Raw genomic sequence first — 19,808 nt, 5'->3', positions numbered from 1 at the left:
AGTACATTTATTAATTAGAGAACTGTTTTAACCATTGATTTACTACATCAAAATTCACTTGAACATCCGTGATAAACTCTGAATTTATCATTTTTTCAAGATTATTTAAATCTTCCCTATCAATCAGATTTAAATTATACGTTTCGCCCATCCCCTTAGCTCTTTCATCTATGGAGATAATTATTGCACGTTTTTTATGACGCATAGCAAATATGCCGCCATGTAAACGTGTTCCAATATAATCGACGGCTGTATTTAGGATTTTTTCATACGCCTCTATAGTAGGAGGTATAATTTTTATGTCCTGTATACCCTCTAAAGTTTTTAAATATTCAAAATCATCAGCGTCTTGTATCCAAAAATAGACATTTTCATAACTTTTGTTAAGTGTATCTATCAATAATTGATCTTTTTCACGATTTTTAGAATGATGGGTTAGTGTAAAAACAACCGATTCCGATTTTCCACTTGGAATTCCCCTACAAAAATCATGCGTAAAAGACCACAAAGTTGCACAACCAGTATTTAGAGCTTTAAAGCCCATTTCTTCTAAAATTTTTTTTGTTCTTTCATCTCTAACGCTATGTATATATTCATGTGATAAAACTTTTCTATATAACATTTTTGTATAGGGATTTATTTTATTCCCTTTTCCTGCACCAACTCCAACCAGAACACTCCCCTTTAAAGGACCATAATTAAATATATTAATATTCCACTGCGGAAAGTGCGTAAACATATCCATTGCTAGCAAATTCGAACCACCTACAAACTTATATTTCGCATCACTATAAATCTTTACCCTATTTGATTTTCTCGCTACTTGGTACCAATGAAAAGGTGAAACATGAGTAGGTAATGTTAAAACATATGCATTTTTAGTTATATCAGAAAGATGATGCTTTACACACTTCATTATTATATCGTCACCCTTGTTAAGAGAACCTACCGATGTATCTAATACTAAAACATTCTCCATAAAAATAATTCCCCCAAGTATCTTTTATAAATAGTAAAAGATTTTTTAGTTTTATAACTTAATCTATTCTAATTCAATTAACCTATATATCTTTTCCACTTCTATTTCATTACCATAATTTTTTTGGCTTACATTATTAACAATTTCACTTCTGAATTCAACATCATCAATCATTTTTTTTATTCCTTCGACAATTCCCTTTATACCCATTGGACAAATATATCCATCTACCCCGTTCTCCAGCTGACTTTTGGCAGTTGAAAAATTAGTTATTAATACTGGTTTCTTAAGAATTTGCGCTTCCCGAACTGTTACTGCCTTCCCTTCGTATCTAGAAGGTTGTACATAAATATCACATGCTTTTATGTACGGGTACGGATTAATCTTCTTACCTAGTAAAACAAATTCATCTTGAAGTCCTAATTTATCTATCAACAATTTAAGTTCCGCTTCTTGAGGCCCATATCCAACTATGTACCACTCGATATCATACCCTTGATCTAATAGTTTTCTAAGCGCATATATAGCGTCATCAATTCCCTTAGCATGAGAAAGTCTAGCAACAGTAACTAACTTGATTCGCTCTCTATTTATTGGTATTTCCTGAGTAATATCTCCTTCATTAGATTGTTCGCGAACAAATTCAGAATCTATTATATTTTCTATCACTTGCACCTTTTTATTAATATAAGGCAGACTATTCAGGAATGTATCTCTACAACTTTCGGAAACCGCCACAATATCATCCATTTTCCTCCACATTTTACATTCCATTTCTTTGTTAAGTTGTATGTTCGAATAATCAGTATGAATCCACCCAATTTTTCTTTTCGCTCGAACTTTATCCCCTATAAAATAATGCGGCCATAAAAAACTTATCGCAACATCGTACTCTTCTCTCAACTTTGGAAGAAATGGAAGAGATATTCTCCATCCATATTGAATGACGAAGTATCCAGGTTCTTTACTATTTACATATCGCCCATGCATAACGCCCATAATTCTCCCTACTATCCTAGTAATCCCAATTGAGTAATGCCCTTCTTGTAATATCTGCTTAATTGATTTTCTAAAAGTAGTATATTGTTGCAATTCCTCTAATAAATTCGGCTCTTTAGGTAGTAAAGAGAAAAATCCACCTTCATGTTTAAATAACATTAAATCTATATCATACTTACTGTAATCAATTGTATTTAATAAACCAATCAAACTTCTTTCTACTCCACCAATTTCCATATCAAAAGATGTAATTAATATTCTTTTCTTTTTCATTATAGGATACCTCACAAAATCTATTATTGATTTCTCTTCCTCATTTTATATTTGTATTTTGCTGTTACGCTCAACAAATCTCCTTATACATCAGACATATAAAATGAAAATAAATTAGATTATCCTATTTCTTCCTTGCGCACAATTCCATATAACGATAGCCACTCGTAAATGTTATCGTTAATATCAAAGCCTAATTTCGATATATTGTTAATTATGAATTCCCTGTCAGGTCTTTCTTTTAACAAGGCTTTATAAATTTCTTTACACCATATTTCAATTTCTTCATCTAAGTCAACAAATGACATTATCCCTAACCCCATATCAGTATTATTAGGTAGCGTATCTGCTACAACACATGGTACACCTGCAGATTGCGCTTCTAAAGTTACAATACCAAACCCCTCAAACAAAGAAGGAAAAATAAAAACATCAAAACTCTTCATGAGTCGTGGAATATCCTTCCTAACCCCCAAAAATCTAATATTTTCAAAAATCCCTAATTGCTTTGCTTTTAATTCAATAGAAATCCTTAACGGGCCATCTCCTACTAAAATAGCAACAAAATTTGAATCTCGTTTTAAAATTTGCTTTAAAACTTTTAGGATAAAAATATGATTCTTTGACTCTGAAAAACTTCCTATATGTCCTATTAATTTTGTTGCATTCGGTATATTAAGTTCCCTTCTTACGCTGACACTACTCCCAGCGTCTATATCAGTAAATTGATTAATATCTATACCGTTTTTAATTAGTTCTATCCTCTCACTATGAAGCATCCTTTCGCCAAATAAAAAACGTGCTGCTTCAACGCTGCACGCACAATAATTAGTTCCAGCATATTTAATAATAGATTGCAAAACCTTTAGGATAACTCTTGCTTTTATTCCAGAGTCTTGTGGCCAATTATTACTATGCGAATGACAAATCCTCTTTTTTATACCGGCTATTTTTGCCGCTACAGCAACGAAACCACCTTGATAATCCGTATGTGCATGTACAACTTCATATTGATTATCCGACATAATTTTCACAAGTTCTTTAACATAGGAAAAAGGTCCTATTTGTCCTAAACTAGGTACCTTATATATTCTTCCACCTAACGCCATTATTTCATCTTCATAATCATTTTTCTCATTTCGATGAGATACAAAATCAAACTGAAGCTGCCTCTTATCTATTTTCCTATATATATTCATTAGTAACGTTTCAGCTCCCCCGCGATTCAGAGCGCTGACAATGTGTAAAACCTTCTTTTTATTTTTAGGTCTAAGCTTAGAATCTATCCCCATTTAACAATCCTCTCCCAGCATCTTGCACTTTATTATCAAAGTAGGTTACTCTTATAGATAATTCCCAGAGTAATTACATGTTCATATACAAAATAAATAAAATAGCACACTAGAACTGCATAATAAATCAACTTTTGATCTTTATCTGTAAATGACTTCACAACCCAAGAAATTAATATTAACTGATACAATCCAAAATATATGGAGAATCTAGCAAATATCCAATTTTGTGTTGAAATAATCATAAAAACAAGACCTAATATAGACATATTTACAATATAATCACTTTCAGGGAATAACGCCCTCATTTTATCTTTCCCAAGGTAAGCCAGTATAATTGGCACTATACTCACAGCAACCCTAAGTATATTGGCACCACCTTCATGAAATTCCTTATATTGACCATATTGAGTATTTCCAATTGCCGAAAATAAAACTTCCGAAAACTGATTAAAACCTATAACTACACATACTGCTAAAAAAAGAAGCAAATATGTCGTTCCTGACCAGGCTTTTTTTCTTACAAAAAAGTAGATTGGCATAAGAACTAATGCACTTGCATGAAATGTTGATGCGCATAATACAATTGCCATATATTTTTTCCATTTTCCTTCAAAAATATATTTTGTGGCAGCAAAAATAATTGCAGCGGCTAAATATTGCCTAATCCCATTCATTGATGTTAAATACATACCCGACGTAATATAAACATATAAACTCAATTCAATTAGTCTTGAATATTTATATAGTGTTGCTACAATGAGTACATTTGTTATCAATGCTGTAGTAAAAACCATTACTTGAGGATCATCCGCATATTTTTTCAAAACCATTTGAAAAATATTAAAGCCCATGTCTTTGTTAGTTTGAACATACTCCCAATTAAACTCCGTTATTTTATATGCATGCATATAAAAATAAGTATCCCCAATATTATTCCGAAGTCCCGCTACCAATACAAGTGATAGAGCCGCCATTAAAACCAATAATCTATTTGGCTTTATCAATGTAAAATTATTAGTTACAGGTATAGCAAAATACCTTGCAAAAAATGCGAGTATGAATACGATAAAAAGATTCATCCAAAGTATAGTCATTATTATGTCCTCTCATTTACTTACTAAGTAAATCCCTATATATTTACTTCCATTCTTGTTTTCATTGTAATGTAACTATAAAGAATAACTCCAAATGGCAATGCGCAAATCGTAAGACCTTTGCATGGCGACTCTTGCATAAATCTTTTATTTTTCGCTATAAAACTACTAGATACATAATGTACAGCTTGCCTATACTTGAATACTCGATTAGTAAATGGTAATTTCATAAGTTCCTTACGATAAAAAGCAAAACCTCTTGGATTTTTACGATATTGATTTAGCATATTCATTGATGAACCGTCAGGCATGTATTCAACATAGCAAAGAGGTTCGTTCATCAGTAACATCTCATACTGCTGATCTAACATATAATATTTATATGCTAACCCAACATATTTTTCATTTTTAAAAATTGGGTATGGATATTTCTTAGTCAATTCTGTGCGATAGACCAATTTTTTATCACCTGTGACACCATGTTTGTTGTAAAGATTAAACAACGTGGAATATTTAAGGTTTTCTGGTAACTTTGAACCAATTAATTGCCCATTTGTATACAAATCCAATCCAATTATCCCACTAACTTCATCATTCCCATATCTACTCCAAAAAGAAAGGATTTTTTCTACAGCATCGTCTGGCATATAATCATCAGAATCAATACAAATATTTAACTCCGTATCAATCATTTCGTATGCTGTATTGTGAGCACCATGCATCCCTTGATTTTGTTGCCAATGATACATAATTTTTATATATTTTTCAGCAATCCAGCTATCCACCAATTCTTTTGTGTTATCACTAGATCCATCATCTATTATTAACCAAATAAAATTCTTACATGTTTGACGTTTTAAACTCTCATAACAATTTGTAAGACAATATGCTCTATTATAAGTAGGGGTGAAAATCGTTAAATTCTCCAAATTACTCACCTCGAAAGTACGGAATAATAGTCGTGAGTTAATTCTGCCGTATGTTTTATATCGTAGCCTTTCTCCAAAAATACTTGAGCTGGTATTTCCCTCGGAAAATTACTAATTTCTATATTTTTCATTTTTTCTATCCAAGCCATTTTATCTGCTAGAGGAACATGTTCAACTAGATTCATTCCCAAATCCACTTCTTTCGTAATAGCATCCGATATAATACAAGGCAAACCAACTCCTTGCGCCTCTATGAGAGTAAGTGGCAATCCCTCATGTATGGATGGAAAAACAAATACATCAAATGCTTGAAGTATCCTTTCTATATCAGCTCGTATCCCAAGAAACCTTATATGCTTCTCCAAATTTAATTCCCTCACTTGATTTTCAATTTCCATACGAAGTGGCCCTTCGCCAGCTAATAAAAGAATTGAATTCGGCCTAAATCGAGTTAACTGCGCAAATACTTCTATAAGGTAAGCATGATTTTTTTGATGAGCAAATCTTCCAACATGGCCAATAACAAGAGCGTCTTGCTCAAGCTGTAATTCTTCTCTTACATGTTTTCTCATTTCTGGAATGAACAAAAATCTATCACAATCAATTCCATTTTTTAAGATTCTAGCTGTATCAGCTTTATCTGCAAATAACCATCTCGCAGCTGCATTTGAGCATGCTAACAAATGCGTTGCACATGTACCTATAGATTTTCCTGCATACCATTTATAGATTTTTGCAGTAGCACCACCTTCACTACTAGTATTGTGACTATGTGCAATCCTAACTGGCACCCTTGCTTTTTTAGCTGAACGAAGTACCAATCCACTCATTTTATCCATATGTGAATGAACGATTTTATATTGCGGATGAGAGCTAAAGAAGGTATTTAATGCCTTTATATAGCCTCTATGACCAACATCCGTAACATATGGAATTCTATGAACTTTTCCGCCCAACTTTACTATTTCTTCATCAAACACTCCTTCTTTACATGTTAAAAAATCAAATTGAACTTTGGAACGATCTATATTGCGATATAAATTCATAATTAAAGTTTCCGCTCCGCCTCTATTCATATTTACGACTACATGTAATACTCTTAATGGAGTGCCCAATTTAAATCCTCCATTTCCCCCATAAATGTTGTATAAATTTCTTTTTTCTCTTTTAACACTTCATTTACTGAATATTGATTTTTAATAATAGTACATCCATACTGCCCCATCTGAGCTAATACTTTAGGATTTATAGAAATACCCTTTATCCTGTCAGCCATTGCTTTTATATCATCACGATCTACAATCCAACCATTTTTATTGTTAATAATCAATTCCCTATGTCCCCGGTTATCAGTAGCTACAACCGGAAGTCCACAAGCCATGGCTTCCATAATATTAACTGGCAAACCTTCCCTGTAACTAGATGCAACCGCAAGATCACACATCTGTAGTAAGGAAGCTATATCATTTCTGTAACCGAGCAAATGAACCATGTTAGTCACTCCTAGTTGAGTAGCTATTTTTTTGCACTCTTCCATTAACGGTCCTTCGCCAGCAAGCAAAAGCTTCGCATGTGGCATTTCATTTTTCAATTGTGCTAATACATGGATTAAAAAGCTTTGATTTTTATTCTTATTAAATTCAGCAGCAGAAAACATTAAAAAATCTTGTGGATTATAGCCAAATTGTAGTTTTAATTCTTGCTTTTCAGTTTCAGTTACAGGGGCAAATCGCTTTATATCTACCCCTACACCATGAACGAATTTAATATCTTTCGCTTGAAAACGATGTTTAACTGCTAAATTGTAATCTTCTTGATTAATTGTTATAAGACAATCCGTATTAGTTGCTAAACTTCTTTCAATTGGATAATATAGAAGCCAATTTATGAATGGTGCTCCTTTACAAAAATGAAATCCATGTGCTGTATATACGACTTTCGTTCCTTGCCGCCTGGCTTTCTGAGCAGCTAAACGAGCAATTACTCCTCCCATAGGCGTATGACAATGAATGATATGATATTTATTTTGATCAATAATTGATTTTAGTTTTTTATATGCGTGGAGGTTTTGTATACTAAGAGGTGACCTTTGAATAGGAATATTATATTTTCGAGTTACGTACGGAAGATGTATATTCCCATTCGCTGCAACATGTACTTCCCATCCTTGTTCTGAAAACCATTTCAAATACGGTAAATGAAAAGCCTTAAAATGATAATCTACAGTTGCACAAAACAGAACTTTTTTAGACACCATCCCACGCACCCGTCTTATATAAATTTTTTCTATTAACCTGATACAGGTATTAACAGTTTTAAAGTTTTACGCTGATTTACTAACTTTAACAATCGTTTTCTTAATTCTACTTCGTTTAAATCTGTATAACTTGAAATAAACTCTTCAATTTCTTCTATACGAACATTCATTTCTTGTCCTACGTAAATCCTCGGATGAATTTGCTTTTCATTCATTTCATCTTCTTTTAGTAATTCTTCAAAAAGTTTCTCCCCTGGGCGTATACCAGTAAATTCTATTCCTATTTCATCCACAGAATTTCCTGATAATCGAATAAGATTTTTGGCAAGGTCGACTATTTTCACTGGTTCTCCCATGTCCAATACAAAAATCTCTCCACCTTTAGCTAAAGCACCAGCTTGCACTACGAGTCTTGATGCTTCCGGGATTGTCATAAAATACCGAACCATATCAGGATGAGTAACTGTAACTGGTCCACCATTTTGAATTTGCTTCTTAAATAAAGGTATAACACTCCCTCTACTTCCTAAGACATTCCCAAAGCGTACAGTAACAAACTTTGTATGACTTATTTTATCTTTATGTTGAATTACCATCTCAGCTAATTTCTTTGTTGCTCCCATAACACTCTTCGGGTTCACAGCTTTATCAGAGGAAATCATAACAAACGTTCCTACTCCATGTGCTCTCGCTGCCTCTGATACATTCATAGTTCCAATCAAATTATTTTTAACAGCCTCTTCAGGATTATTCTCCATTAGTGGTACATGTTTATGTGCAGCTGCATGATATACAACATTTGGAAGATGTTTATTCATTATTGAATTCATCTTTTTTTCATCTTGTATATCTGCGATTTCAGGAATAAACGTGCCTTTCATATCTCCATATTTTCTGTTTAATTCCATTTCTATAGAATAAATACTGTTCTCCCCATGCCCTAGTAAAATCAACCTTTTCGGCCTGAATTTTGCAATTTGTCTACAAATTTCCGAACCAATCGAACCTCCTGCACCAGTAACTAAAATAACCTTGTCAGTTATATAATCTGAAATAATATCCACATCAAGTTCTACAGGATCACGCCCTAATAAATCCTCTACTTGAACATCCCTGAATTCGTTCACCGATACTTTACCCGTTACTAAGTCTTCTAACATCGGAAGAATTTGAGTTTTCACTTCTGTTTTTAAACATCTTTTCAAAATAACATTTTGCTCTCTTTTGTTTAATGAAGGAATTGCCAAAATTATTATTTCAATATTCAGTTTTTTAACAGCGTACTCAATTTGATTCTTACCACCAATTACTGGAATACCCCAAATATCAAGGTTATGTTTTTTTACATTATCATCAATAAATGCGACTGGCATTAATTCGGCAGCACTATTCTTTAACAACTGCCTTGCAACCATTGTCCCAGCAGATCCCGCACCAACAATTAACGTTCTTTTTCTATCACCCTTTTTTACATAATAAATATCTCTGTACATTCTCCATATAAAACGTGAACCACCAATTAATAAAATATGAATCATCCAAGTTACAACTAACAGCCGAAAATACATTTTTTGCATGATTAGTTGCTGCACAACTGCTGTAGCAATTATAGAAAATGTAACAACTTTGCATATAATGAGTAATTCTCCTATACTTGCATATTCCCAAGCTTTATTATACAACTTATATATTAAAGCAAATAAATGATGACTGACTAATAGAGTGATAGAGCTAATAATTGATGATAAAGTGATAACACTAAAGCTAGCATTTACAAAGAAATAACTAAAGAAAATAGCACTTAACACAATCATTGAATCCATTAAAAGCAATAACGATATCCTCCGCCGATACGTCATGTAACTTCCTCCTTTAATCAATTCCATACTTAACTCTTTCAAATTTAAAGTTTCTAACTATATTCTCTTTATTAAAAGCACATAGTTAGAAACTTTAATAAAACATGGGCATCTAACCCGGCCTCACATTACACTCTTGATGACTCGCATCTAAGGTTGTTTTCACAACCCACAGCATAATCGAGTGCCTCCGTTGATAGCGGTAAGGAGACATCACCACATCGTAGCTCTTTAAAAAATTCTTTATAAAAAACATCTTAATATTGGGATATTAAATTATTTTTTTAAAAGTCCATTTATGTTATTTATACTTTTCCATTCAAAATCGCACCTAATATCCTACTTTTCGTAAAACTTAACGCCCTTTTCGTTTCAAGCGCATCTTCATTCACAGTATGATTATAACGTATCACCAATAATACACCTTCACACTTATCAGCCAATACACTTGTATCTGTTACTTCTAGTACAGGAGAAGAATCAAATAATATAATATCATATCGTTCCATTGCCTTTTGAACTAACATATCCATTGCACTCGAACTAAGTACTTCGGATGGATTGACTGGTACCGGTCCGCTAGTTAATACATCCAGACTTTCCATCTCTGTTTTTTTCACGGCGCCCTCTAAAGTTGTTTTTCCGTTCAATATATCAATTAATCCAATTGTATTTTCTACTCCAAACATTTCATGAATCGTTGGTGTTCGTAAATTTGCATCTATTACCAATACTTTTTCACCTTTTTGTGCTATTGAGACTGCTAAATTAACTGTAATCGTTGATTTTCCTTCACCATACCTCGGAGAAGTAATAACTATAGTTCTGCTTTTATGAATAGATGAAGATAATTGAAGGTTTGTTCGAAGCGAACGATACTGCTCCGAAATTTTCGATCTTGGAGCGGTATGTACAATTATACTTTCTCCTTTAACTTTATTTGTTTTTCGTCTATTTTTGTAAGCCACTCCGTTCCCTCCCCCAATAATACCGTATTTTTTTTACTGAATTTGTCTTTCACATTTTTTCTATTCATTTTAGATATTCCGCCCAAAACAGGGACATCTAACAATTGTTCAATTCGCCGTTCCGATTTGATTCTCTCATCAAGTGAATCCAATAAAAAAATGAATCCAATACTGAGCACCATACCTATAGAGAATGCAATTAGTATCGTCTTAAAGTGATTTATATTTATAGGCATAGAATTTTTTTGAACTGGGTCTTCTGGTAATATACTCACATTATTAAAATTCAGTATATTCGCTACTTCTTTCTTATAAACAACGGCTGTAGTATTTGCAATTTTATGAGCAAGCACAGGATCTATATCCACTACATTTATTCTCATAATCTGGGACCCTTGCACACTTTCTGTACTTATTTGTCCACTTAATGCACCTGCAGATCTGTTAATATTCAATTCAGCAGCCACTTTTTCTAATATTACAGGCTCATTTACCATCGCTTTCAATGTATTCATCGTTTCAGCATTAGCTTGAACAATAACTCTTGCTGAAGAGGCATATAATGGTGTTTTTACATATATAGTATACATCGCTCCTGCTACTGTTGTGAGAGTTGTAAATAATAGAATGATCCAAATTCTTTTCCGTATAATAGTAAATAGATTTTTCAAATTTATTTCCTTATCCATAACTTCCCTCCTCATTTAAAACCAATGAGCTTCAACTTGAAATTGACATCGAAAACTTAAGAAAAAAACAATATTTTCATTCTTTTTAATATACAAACATTTCTAGTTAATGCCATTTTAGTTCTTTATACAGAACGAGTCAACACAAATTATTTTCACTAAATTACTTCCTGATGACACTAAAAAAAATGCGACAATATTCGTGTTTTTTCACTGTAGATAAATGACGAAAAAGCCCTAATACCGTAGTATTAGGGCTTTTTTCTCTCTTAATATAGAGACATATATTGGTCGCGTTCCCATTGGTGAACTTGCGTGCGGAAAATATCCCACTCAATTTCTTTTGCTTCAATGAAGTGCTCAAGTAAATGATCACCTAATGCGCCACATACGATTTCATTAGATTGTAAAGTAACTAACGCTTGCGCTAATGTTGCTGGTAAGTCAACGATACCTGCTTCTTCACGCTCTTCTTTTGTCATTACGTAGATGTTACGGTCTACTGCAGCTGGTGGAGTTAATTTATTTTTAATTCCATCAAGACCTGCTGCTAATAATGTAGCCATTACTAAATACGGGTTCGCAGCTGGGTCAACACTACGTACTTCTACGCGTGTACTAATACCACGAGATGCAGGAATACGCACTAATGGACTACGGTTTTGTGCAGACCATGCTACGTAACATGGAGCTTCATATCCAGGTACTAAACGCTTGTAAGAGTTTACAGTTGGGTTTGCTACCGCTGTAAATGCTGGCGCATGTTTTAAAATACCTGCGATGAAGTGACGAGCATCATCACTTAATTGTAAATCACCGTTTTGATCGAAGAATACGTTCTCACCATTTTTAAATAGTGATAAGTTACAGTGCATACCTGAACCGTTCACACCGTATAATGGTTTCGGCATAAATGTTGCGTGTAAACCATGTTTACGAGCAATCGTTCTTACAACAAGCTTGAATGTTTGAATGTCATCACATGAGCGAATTGCATTTGCATATTTAAAGTCAATTTCATGTTGACCTGGCGCAACCTCATGGTGAGATGCTTCAATTTCAAAGCCCATTTCTTCAAGTTCAAGAACGATATCACGACGACAGTTTTCCCCTAGATCCATCGGCGCAAGGTCGAAGTATCCACCGTTATCGTTCAATTCCAGTGTTGGATTTCCTTTTTCATCAACTTTAAATAGGAAGAATTCTGGCTCTGGTCCAAGATTGAAATCTGAGAATCCTAATGCTTCCATTTCTTTTAACACACGTTTTAAGTTGTTACGTGGGTCGCCATCAAATGGAGTACCATCAGCATTGTAAATATCACAGATTAAACGAGCTACTTTACCTTTTTCAGCTGTCCAAGGGAAAATTACCCAAGTATCTAAATCCGGATATAAATACATATCAGATTCTTCAATACGTACGAAACCTTCAATAGAAGATCCATCAAACATCATTTTGTTATCAAGAGCTTTTGTTAATTGGCTCACTGGAATTTCTACGTTTTTAATTACCCCTAAAAGGTCCGTAAATTGCAGACGGATATACTTTACATTCTCTTCTTTCGCCAAACGGAAAATATCTTCTTTTGTGTACCTAGCCATTATAAATTCCTCCTTAGTCCCTCTAAACACCTTCAGAATCAGTTATCTTTAGTGAAAAAACCTTGAAATGTCACCTTGTCGCAATGAGGTCCGATTAAATCTACCTGTATGTTGTAGTTCATCTCGAAGAATTTTGCGAAGCTCGGATTTTGAAATTTCTTTCGTTTCTTCTTTTACTTTCACTGCTTCTGTTTGATTTTCTTTCATTTGCAATACTTGTTTAATTCCGGCCATATTTAAGCCTTGATCTAACAAATCTTTAATTTCCAACAATTTATCTACATCGTTAAATGAAAATAATCTACGATTCCCTTTTGTACGGGTTGGAAAAATAAGATTATGCTCTTCATAGTAGCGAATTTGACGTGCAGATAATTGTGTTAAATCCATTACAATACCAATTGGAAACAGCGGAGCAGAACGTCTATCTTCTTTCATTGTTTCAGTTCCTCCTTCGCCTTAACTGTTTCTCATTTTATACCATGTTATGTTTAGTGTCAATAGATGTTAGCTTTTCTTACATGATTTTTTTGTGAATTTTTTCATTTTTTTCTAATGGCACAAATCATTACTTTCACACGAAAAAAGCTGCCGAAATCGACAGCTTTCCTTTAAGAAATTGTTAATAGTTTTTTTTCAATTAACGCATCAATCGCAGAACAAATCGCAATCTTTACATGCGAATAAGTTAATCCACCTTGCACGTAAGCAACATAAGGCGGACGAATCGGACCATCAGCCGACAGCTCAATACTTGCACCTTGAATAAACGTCCCCGCAGCCATAATTACATCATCTTCATAACCCGGCATATAGTTTGCATATGGAGTGAAATGAGAATTAATTGGAGATGCATATTGAATCGCTTGACAGAACGCAATCATACGATCTTTATCATCAAATTGAACAGACTGAATTAAATCTGTTCTTGGTGCATTCCAAGCTGGTGATGTATTCATCCCTAACTTTTCTAAAAATGCAGCTGTAAAAATCGCACCTTTTAGCGCTTGTCCCGCTACATGCGGCGCTAAGAAGAAACCTTGATACATTTCTTGCAAACTGTATAAAGATGCCCCTGCTTCCGCACCGATTCCTGGAGATGTTAGACGATATGCACACGCTTCAACATACTGCTCTTTACCAACAATGTAACCACCAGTTTTAACAATTCCACCGCCAGGATTCTTAATAAGAGAACCTGCCATTAAGTCCGCACCAACATGACATGGCTCTTCTTCTTCAATAAATTCGCCATAGCAGTTATCTACAAATACAACAACATCAGGTTTAATCTCTTTCACAAACGCAATCATCTCTTTAATTTGTGAAACAGTAAACGACGGACGAGTAGCATATCCTTTTGAACGCTGAATACCAATCATCTTCGTATTACTATGGATCGCAGCTGCAACATATTCAAAGTCCACAAATCCCTCTTCAGTTAACGGAACTGCGTTATAACCAATATTATATTCTTTAAATGAGCCTACACCTTTTCCGCGTACACCAACGATTTCTTCTAACGTATCATATGGTTTTCCTGTTATGTATAGCAGTTCATCTCCTGGACGTAAAATACCGAATAGAGCTGTCGAAATTGCGTGAGTACCTGAAATAATTTGCGGACGAACAAGACCCGCTTCTGCCCCAAATACATCAGCATACACTTTTTCTAACGTGTCACGACCAATATCATCATAACCATAACCTGTCGTCGGAATAAAATGCGAATCGCTAATTTTGTGTTTACGAAAACTTTCTAATACACGAAATTGGTTACTCTCAATCACTTCATCCACATATTTATGTACTTCTATAATTTGACTTTCTACTTCTTTTACGATTGGAGCAATTTTTTCTCCATTTTTCAAACGATCAAACATTATTTTCTCCTTCTTCCACTAAAAATCTCTTTAATTGCCCCTTAAGCGATGAATGAGCAAATATATACCCTGTACAATCATATACAAATTTATCTTCTAGAAACTCCATTTTAGTTAATATTGTTTCTGTCTTTAAAAGCGTTAATAACCTACCTTCACTCGGAGGGATTTCCACTTTATAATCATCCATTTCTTCCTTCATCTTCGTTTCTAGCGCTTCTTTTATACGCAATAAATCACTTTCTTCAAAAGCACTAGTCATTAAGAAATCACTTTTCGGAAATGGAATGAAGTTTTGATGCAATTTATCTTTTTTATTATATAACGTAATAATAGGAATACGATTAATTTCAAGGTCCGACAATAATTGTTTTACTGTCTGCTCATGCCCTACATAATTAGGATCTGCAGAATCAACAACATGTAAAATAACATCTGCTTCCCCAGCTTCTTCTAACGTAGATCGAAAAGCAGCAATTAGTGACGTAGGTAAATCTTGTATAAAACCAACCGTATCAGTCAAAAGCACTGTATAACCAGAAGGTAACGGCATCTTTCTTGTCGTCGGATCTAGCGTTGCAAACAATAAGTTTTCTTCAAACGTATCAGCTTCCGTTAATCTATTAAACAACGTAGATTTCCCTGCATTTGTATACCCAATTAACGCAACTTGAAACACTTTATTATCTTTTCTTCTCTCACGATATCTCTTTCGATGCTCCACAACAACCGCAAGTTGTCTCTTTATTTCATCAATACGAGATCGAATATGACGACGATCTGTCTCAAGCTTCGTCTCTCCTGGTCCCCTTGTACCAATTCCACCACCAAGACGCGATAAAGCAAGACCTTGTCCCATAAGGCGCGGCATTGTATATTGCAATTGAGCTAATTCTACTTGAAGCTTACCCTCTCTCGATTTCGCACGTTGCGCAAAAATATCTAGTATTAACTGCGTTCGGTCAATCACTCTCGCATCTAATACTGAAGATAAATTCCGAATTTGACTTGGTGTTAACTCATTATTAAAAACAATAACAGCTGGTTCTAATTCTTCCGTCAACGCTGCAAGCTCTTCTAGTTTACCTTTTCCTATATAAGTCGCCGGATGAAACTTCGGGCGCTTTTGCGTCGTTGATACTAACACTTCCGCTCGCGCAGTTTTCGCTAGCGATGCAAGCTCTTTCATGGAATGCATAAATTTTTCATCATCATCTTGTGGCAATTGACAGCCAACTAATATGATTTTTTCTTTTTCTTCCATCAAATATGTTCACTCATCCTTTTCGAAATTTAAACCTTCTAATATAATAGCAGAGGAAGCACATTTCATCTAGTTAGCGGGGGAGAAAATTCATGGCATGGGAGATTTTTAGCATCATAGGCACAATCGCTTTCGCACTAAGCGGAGCCATTGTTGCAATGGAAGAGGATTATGATATTTTCGGGGTATATATTTTAGGAATGGCAACCGCATTTGGGGGAGGTGCCCTTCGTAATTTATTAATCGGTTATCCAATCGTCGCGTTTTGGCAACAAGACATGTTATTCCAAATCGCACTATTATCAATGACGATTATTTTTCTTTTTCCTAATAAATTAATTAAGCATTGGAAAAAGTGGGAAAACATCACAGATGCCATCGGCTTATCAGCGTTCGCCGTACAAGGAGCTCTATACGCCCAAAAATTAAATTTACCAATTAGCGCTACAATTGTAGCTGCTGTTTTAACTGGCATTGGCGGCGGTATTATTCGTGATCTTTTAGCACGTAGAAAACCTCTCGTCCTTCGAGCTGATGTATATGCGTTTTGGACGATTTTAGCCGGTTTTTTGATTGGCGCTAAAGTCATCGTTAGCGATTGGGCTCTATACACCTTATTCATTTTAATTGTTTGCTTTCGCATGGTTTCTATTCATTACAAATGGCATTTACCGCATAGACGCATCGATACAAAGGAGCGCTCAATGCATAAATAGCAATCTAACCTCTTTACATATCGTAAAGAGGTTTTTCTTTTCTAACGAGTTTTTCTTTACATAATGTTTATACTAATTTTTAAAGCGAGGTGAATGCAAATGACAAACCATGTTAATAAAGGAGCTCAAAAAAGCTCAGTAAACCAATTTGGACATGATCCAAATTCAGCGCACGAAAAGAGCGCTAAAATGGAACGTCTTCATAAAACTCACCAAGAAAAAGCAAAAAAAGAGTAAACGAACTTATGCATAAAAACAGACGCACAGTTTACGTACTGTGCGTCTCCTCTTCAAGCATTAAATCCATACTTGATATCCCAATTAAATCATATTTATCATACGTATCCTCTTGTAACAATCGCATAGCTTGTGTACGAATCGATTTTTCAACAATATTCCGTACGTATCGCCCATTACTAAACGATGTAATTTGCGACGAATACTTTACCGCATGTAAATGATCTCGAAATTTCCACTCCGCTTCTTTAGATAACTGATATTCACGCTCCTCATACATTCTCTTTCCAATTTCCAACAGCTGATTTACCGAGTAATCCGCAAATTCAATAATAAATGGAAAACGAGATTGTAACCCTGGATTTAATGAAAGAAAATGATTCATCTCTCTTGAATATCCAGCTAAAATTAATACAAAACCGTGCTGCTTATCTTCCATATGCTTCACAAGTGTATCAATAGCTTCCTTCCCAAAATCCTTCTCTCCCCCCCGCGCTAAAGAATACGCCTCATCAATAAACAAAATACCTCCCATGGCCTTTTTTATTAAATCTCTCGTCTTTTGCGCTGTATGACCGATATACTCCCCCACAAGATCAGCACGTTCTGCTTCAACTAAATGCCCCTTCGATAAAATATTCATCTCAAACAACAATTTCCCTATCATTCTAGCAACGGTTGTCTTCCCAGTACCGGGATTCCCCCTAAATAACATGTGAAGCACTTGCTTCTCAGATTTCAACCCCATCTCTTGTCTTTTTTTATTTACATAAATCCAAGCATAAATTTCTTTTATTATCTTTTTTATTTCATCCATCCCAACAAGCTTTCCCATCTCTTCTTCAATTCTCTGCAACATCTCATGTTTAGTAGTGGTTTCACTTGAAATTACCGTTTTATTTTCTGATGCCGGTAACGAAATTTTCTTTCGATGGTTTAATACAATATTAATTTGATTGTTATTTTTCTTACGCATCGATTGTTCCATACAATCACCTCATTTTATCCACTCACCAAATATTATTATTCCAGTCCCTCTTGCAAATGCCTATTTTCAGAAAAGTTTGCTATAATATAAGAAATAATCAAGGTGGTGGGACTATGGAAACAACGGAATTCCATGATACAATACAAGCCTTTTCTATTTTTTTATTGAATAAAGGCCGAAAGTCTTCAACCATTAAACGTTATGTTTATGACATTGAAGATTTTGGACATTGGTTAGAAAAAAACAAAAAGCTCCCTTCCAGTAATATATGGGCAACACTTTGTACAAAAGACTATGAAGATTACTTTTCAGACTTAAAAAAGAATCGACACTACTCTGAGAAAACAATGCATCGTGTATTTATTGTATTAAATAGAATGCATCATTTTCTTAACATTCCAAATCCATTGAATGATATGGAAATTACTATTCAACCAAACCGTGCATTGCGTAATGAAGATTTCATTTCATCCGATGAAGAAAAAAGATTAAAGCATATAGTCACTTCATTAGAAGGACTTTCAGAAAAACAACGTCCCGTTCGTCCATTATTAATGGATCGTAATATCGCCATTTTAAGTATATTAATCGACTACGGACTATCCTTACAAGAGCTTACAGCATTAACTATGCATCACGTTCATTTTGAAACTAATACACTTTCTATTCCAGCAACCGCAGGAGTAGAAAGAACAATCACATTAGCAATCGAAGACAAAAAACAACTGTACACATATTATAAAAGTATTCCAGAACCAGTTCGCCCTAAATACCATAGTAATGACCCGTTGTTTGTTGCATTCGATTTTAACCGCGGAACATACAGATGGGTATATGAAAACGACGCACCAAAAGCACTAACAGAAATCGCTATTCAAAAAATGATCCGACTTGAAGTAGCAAGAGCGAATTTACGTAAAGGCATTTCTGGACAACATTTCCGGAACACATTTATTTTACGCCTAATAAAAAAACAAACCCCAGAGCCAGAGATCATAAAATTAGTTGGCTTCAAATCAAAAATTTCACTAAAACGGTATTATCAGTATGCTGAAAATAAAAAAAACGCCCTATAATAAGGCGTTTTTTTTATTTTTTTCTCGAAAGAACCCATTTCACTATGACCATTTAACTACTCTCTGCATCTACTATGATGAGTTTCGTTCACATTCTTATTAGAAAGGAGAGATTTAATGTCTCGCTTTAATGACAATCAAAATAAATACTCCAATCCATGCTTTCCAACTAGCGCTGGACGAATTCCAACTACCCCAACGATTCCAATTACTAAAGCGCAAATTAGAACATTCCGCGCAATCATTAACGATTTAATAAAAATAATCCCTAAACTTTTCGCCAATCCATCTTCCAAAAACATAGAAGATCTAATAGATACATTGCACCTACTAAGCAAATTCATCTGTTCACTAGACACTACTTCCGCTCTGAAAGCACAAGGATTAGCCATCATTAAAAACTTAATAACTATATTAAAAAATCCAACCTTCGTAGCAAGTGCTGTATTTGTTGAACTTCAAATTTTAATTAATTATTTACTTTACATTACAAAGTTATTCCGAATTGATCCTTGTACACTCCAAGAACTCCTTAAATTAATTGCAGAGTTACAAACTACTCTAGTTAATTCAGCTTCGTTCGGCAGAGGACCTACTGGACCTCAAGGTAACACGGGCGCTACTGGTTCCACTGGTCCTAGAGGTAACACGGGTGCTACCGGACCTCAAGGCGTTCAAGGTAACACAGGTGCTACTGG

Annotated in this window: 19 protein-coding genes; 4 read left to right on the top strand and 15 right to left on the bottom strand. The window is 34.5% G+C overall.

From position 1 onward, the window contains the following. Window positions 1-10: 10 nt before the first annotated feature. The 14 genes from ABH960_RS06980 to hflX all read right to left on the bottom strand — a co-directional run bounded on the left by ABH960_RS06980 (window position 11) and on the right by hflX (window position 16,093). Window positions 11-979: a polysaccharide pyruvyl transferase family protein gene (locus ABH960_RS06980; RefSeq protein ID WP_404443872.1), complete on the bottom strand. Its 969-nt coding sequence runs from the start codon at window positions 977-979 to the stop codon at window positions 11-13. A 63-nt stretch (window positions 980-1,042) separates the two neighbouring features. Then, window positions 1,043-2,251 carry a glycosyltransferase gene (locus tag ABH960_RS06975; protein ID WP_404443869.1) on the bottom strand — a complete coding sequence of 403 codons (1,209 nt, stop codon included), beginning with the start codon at window positions 2,249-2,251 and terminating at the stop codon, window positions 1,043-1,045. Between the two features lie 119 nt (window positions 2,252-2,370). Continuing rightward, window positions 2,371-3,543: a glycosyltransferase family 1 protein gene (locus ABH960_RS06970; protein ID WP_002128602.1), complete on the bottom strand. Its 1,173-nt coding sequence runs from the start codon at window positions 3,541-3,543 to the stop codon at window positions 2,371-2,373. A gap of 35 nt (window positions 3,544-3,578) precedes the next feature. Further along, a complete protein-coding gene (locus ABH960_RS06965) occupies window positions 3,579-4,640 on the bottom strand; it encodes an EpsG family protein (protein WP_002014464.1) in 1,062 nt (353 codons plus the stop codon). Between the two features lie 35 nt (window positions 4,641-4,675). After that, window positions 4,676-5,569 carry a glycosyltransferase family 2 protein gene (locus ABH960_RS06960; RefSeq protein ID WP_404443865.1) on the bottom strand — a complete coding sequence of 298 codons (894 nt, stop codon included), beginning with the start codon at window positions 5,567-5,569 and terminating at the stop codon, window positions 4,676-4,678. A gap of 5 nt (window positions 5,570-5,574) precedes the next feature. Next, window positions 5,575-6,684 carry a glycosyltransferase family 1 protein gene (locus ABH960_RS06955; RefSeq protein ID WP_002128605.1) on the bottom strand — a complete coding sequence of 370 codons (1,110 nt, stop codon included), beginning with the start codon at window positions 6,682-6,684 and terminating at the stop codon, window positions 5,575-5,577. Further along, window positions 6,669-7,826, bottom strand: coding sequence for a glycosyltransferase family 4 protein (locus ABH960_RS06950; RefSeq protein ID WP_404443862.1), 1,158 nt, complete (start codon window positions 7,824-7,826; stop codon window positions 6,669-6,671). Before ABH960_RS06950 ends, ABH960_RS06955 begins: the two co-directional genes overlap by 16 nt. A gap of 32 nt (window positions 7,827-7,858) precedes the next feature. After that, window positions 7,859-9,685 carry a polysaccharide biosynthesis protein gene (locus tag ABH960_RS06945; RefSeq protein WP_404443859.1) on the bottom strand — a complete coding sequence of 609 codons (1,827 nt, stop codon included), beginning with the start codon at window positions 9,683-9,685 and terminating at the stop codon, window positions 7,859-7,861. Between the two features lie 305 nt (window positions 9,686-9,990). After that, complete coding sequence (locus tag ABH960_RS06940) at window positions 9,991-10,653, bottom strand: CpsD/CapB family tyrosine-protein kinase (protein WP_404443856.1); 663 nt, start codon at window positions 10,651-10,653, stop codon at window positions 9,991-9,993. Further along, window positions 10,602-11,342 carry a YveK family protein gene (locus ABH960_RS06935; protein ID WP_002128610.1) on the bottom strand — a complete coding sequence of 247 codons (741 nt, stop codon included), beginning with the start codon at window positions 11,340-11,342 and terminating at the stop codon, window positions 10,602-10,604. Before ABH960_RS06935 ends, ABH960_RS06940 begins: the two co-directional genes overlap by 52 nt. A 269-nt stretch (window positions 11,343-11,611) precedes the next feature. After that, complete coding sequence (glnA, locus tag ABH960_RS06930; protein ID WP_002014472.1) at window positions 11,612-12,946, bottom strand: type I glutamate--ammonia ligase; 1,335 nt, start codon at window positions 12,944-12,946, stop codon at window positions 11,612-11,614. A 48-nt stretch (window positions 12,947-12,994) separates the two neighbouring features. Next, on the bottom strand, window positions 12,995-13,384 hold the full coding sequence (glnR, locus tag ABH960_RS06925) for a transcriptional repressor GlnR (protein WP_002014475.1): 390 nt from the start codon (window positions 13,382-13,384) through the stop codon (window positions 12,995-12,997). A 173-nt stretch (window positions 13,385-13,557) separates the two neighbouring features. Further along, window positions 13,558-14,829, bottom strand: coding sequence for a methionine gamma-lyase family protein (locus ABH960_RS06920; RefSeq protein ID WP_404443851.1), 1,272 nt, complete (start codon window positions 14,827-14,829; stop codon window positions 13,558-13,560). Then, window positions 14,822-16,093 carry a GTPase HflX gene (gene hflX / locus ABH960_RS06915; protein ID WP_404443848.1) on the bottom strand — a complete coding sequence of 424 codons (1,272 nt, stop codon included), beginning with the start codon at window positions 16,091-16,093 and terminating at the stop codon, window positions 14,822-14,824. Before hflX ends, ABH960_RS06920 begins: the two co-directional genes overlap by 8 nt. Before the next feature lie 92 nt (window positions 16,094-16,185). Here hflX and ABH960_RS06910 point away from each other — a divergent pair, with 92 nt between their 5' ends. Continuing rightward, entirely contained in the window at window positions 16,186-16,809 is a 624-nt protein-coding gene (locus ABH960_RS06910; protein WP_002014478.1) for a trimeric intracellular cation channel family protein, read from the top strand. Window positions 16,810-16,908: 99 nt separating this feature from the next. Continuing rightward, window positions 16,909-17,046 (top strand): hypothetical protein, encoded by a 138-nt coding sequence (locus ABH960_RS06905; RefSeq protein WP_002087943.1) that lies wholly within the window; start codon window positions 16,909-16,911, stop codon window positions 17,044-17,046. Window positions 17,047-17,077: 31 nt separating this feature from the next. Here the strand turns inward: ABH960_RS06905 and spoVK are convergent, their stop codons facing one another. Next, complete coding sequence (gene spoVK / locus ABH960_RS06900; RefSeq protein WP_002014481.1) at window positions 17,078-18,034, bottom strand: stage V sporulation protein K; 957 nt, start codon at window positions 18,032-18,034, stop codon at window positions 17,078-17,080. A gap of 113 nt (window positions 18,035-18,147) precedes the next feature. Here spoVK and ABH960_RS06895 point away from each other — a divergent pair, with 113 nt between their 5' ends. Then, on the top strand, window positions 18,148-19,110 hold the full coding sequence (locus tag ABH960_RS06895; RefSeq protein WP_002128613.1) for a tyrosine-type recombinase/integrase: 963 nt from the start codon (window positions 18,148-18,150) through the stop codon (window positions 19,108-19,110). A gap of 117 nt (window positions 19,111-19,227) precedes the next feature. Beyond that, window positions 19,228-19,808, top strand: a 581-nt coding sequence (locus ABH960_RS06890) for a collagen-like protein (RefSeq protein WP_404443843.1), incomplete at its 3' end; no start/stop codon positions are given.

It is taken from the genome of Bacillus sp. RC252 (genome assembly GCF_044909215.1).
In the GTDB taxonomy this organism is placed as follows: Bacteria; Bacillota; Bacilli; order Bacillales; family Bacillaceae_G; genus Bacillus_A; species Bacillus_A mycoides.
Note: the sequence above shows the minus strand (reverse complement) of the source record. Positions and strands in the feature narration are given on the sequence as shown.

Bases quoted from the DNA above. Each gene is read 5' to 3' on its own strand.
- ABH960_RS06945 (WP_404443859.1), bottom strand. From the start codon at position 9,685: ATGACGTATCGGCGGAGGATATCGTTATTGCTTTTAATGGATTCAATG.
- glnA (WP_002014472.1), bottom strand. From the start codon at position 12,946: ATGGCTAGGTACACAAAAGAAGATATTTTCCGTTTGGCGAAAGAAGAG.
- spoVK (WP_002014481.1), bottom strand. From the start codon at position 18,034: ATGGAACAATCGATGCGTAAGAAAAATAACAATCAAATTAATATTGTA.
- ABH960_RS06950 (WP_404443862.1), bottom strand. From the start codon at position 7,826: ATGGTGTCTAAAAAAGTTCTGTTTTGTGCAACTGTAGATTATCATTTT.
- ABH960_RS06975 (WP_404443869.1), bottom strand. From the start codon at position 2,251: ATGAAAAAGAAAAGAATATTAATTACATCTTTTGATATGGAAATTGGT.
- ABH960_RS06965 (WP_002014464.1), bottom strand. From the start codon at position 4,640: ATGACTATACTTTGGATGAATCTTTTTATCGTATTCATACTCGCATTT.
- ABH960_RS06895 (WP_002128613.1), top strand. From the start codon at position 18,148: ATGGAAACAACGGAATTCCATGATACAATACAAGCCTTTTCTATTTTT.
- ABH960_RS06920 (WP_404443851.1), bottom strand. From the start codon at position 14,829: ATGTTTGATCGTTTGAAAAATGGAGAAAAAATTGCTCCAATCGTAAAA.
- hflX (WP_404443848.1), bottom strand. From the start codon at position 16,093: ATGGAAGAAAAAGAAAAAATCATATTAGTTGGCTGTCAATTGCCACAA.
- ABH960_RS06970 (WP_002128602.1), bottom strand. From the start codon at position 3,543: ATGGGGATAGATTCTAAGCTTAGACCTAAAAATAAAAAGAAGGTTTTA.
- ABH960_RS06980 (WP_404443872.1), bottom strand. From the start codon at position 979: ATGGAGAATGTTTTAGTATTAGATACATCGGTAGGTTCTCTTAACAAG.
- glnR (WP_002014475.1), bottom strand. From the start codon at position 13,384: ATGAAAGAAGATAGACGTTCTGCTCCGCTGTTTCCAATTGGTATTGTA.
- ABH960_RS06935 (WP_002128610.1), bottom strand. From the start codon at position 11,342: ATGGATAAGGAAATAAATTTGAAAAATCTATTTACTATTATACGGAAA.
- ABH960_RS06910 (WP_002014478.1), top strand. From the start codon at position 16,186: ATGGCATGGGAGATTTTTAGCATCATAGGCACAATCGCTTTCGCACTA.
- ABH960_RS06905 (WP_002087943.1), top strand. From the start codon at position 16,909: ATGACAAACCATGTTAATAAAGGAGCTCAAAAAAGCTCAGTAAACCAA.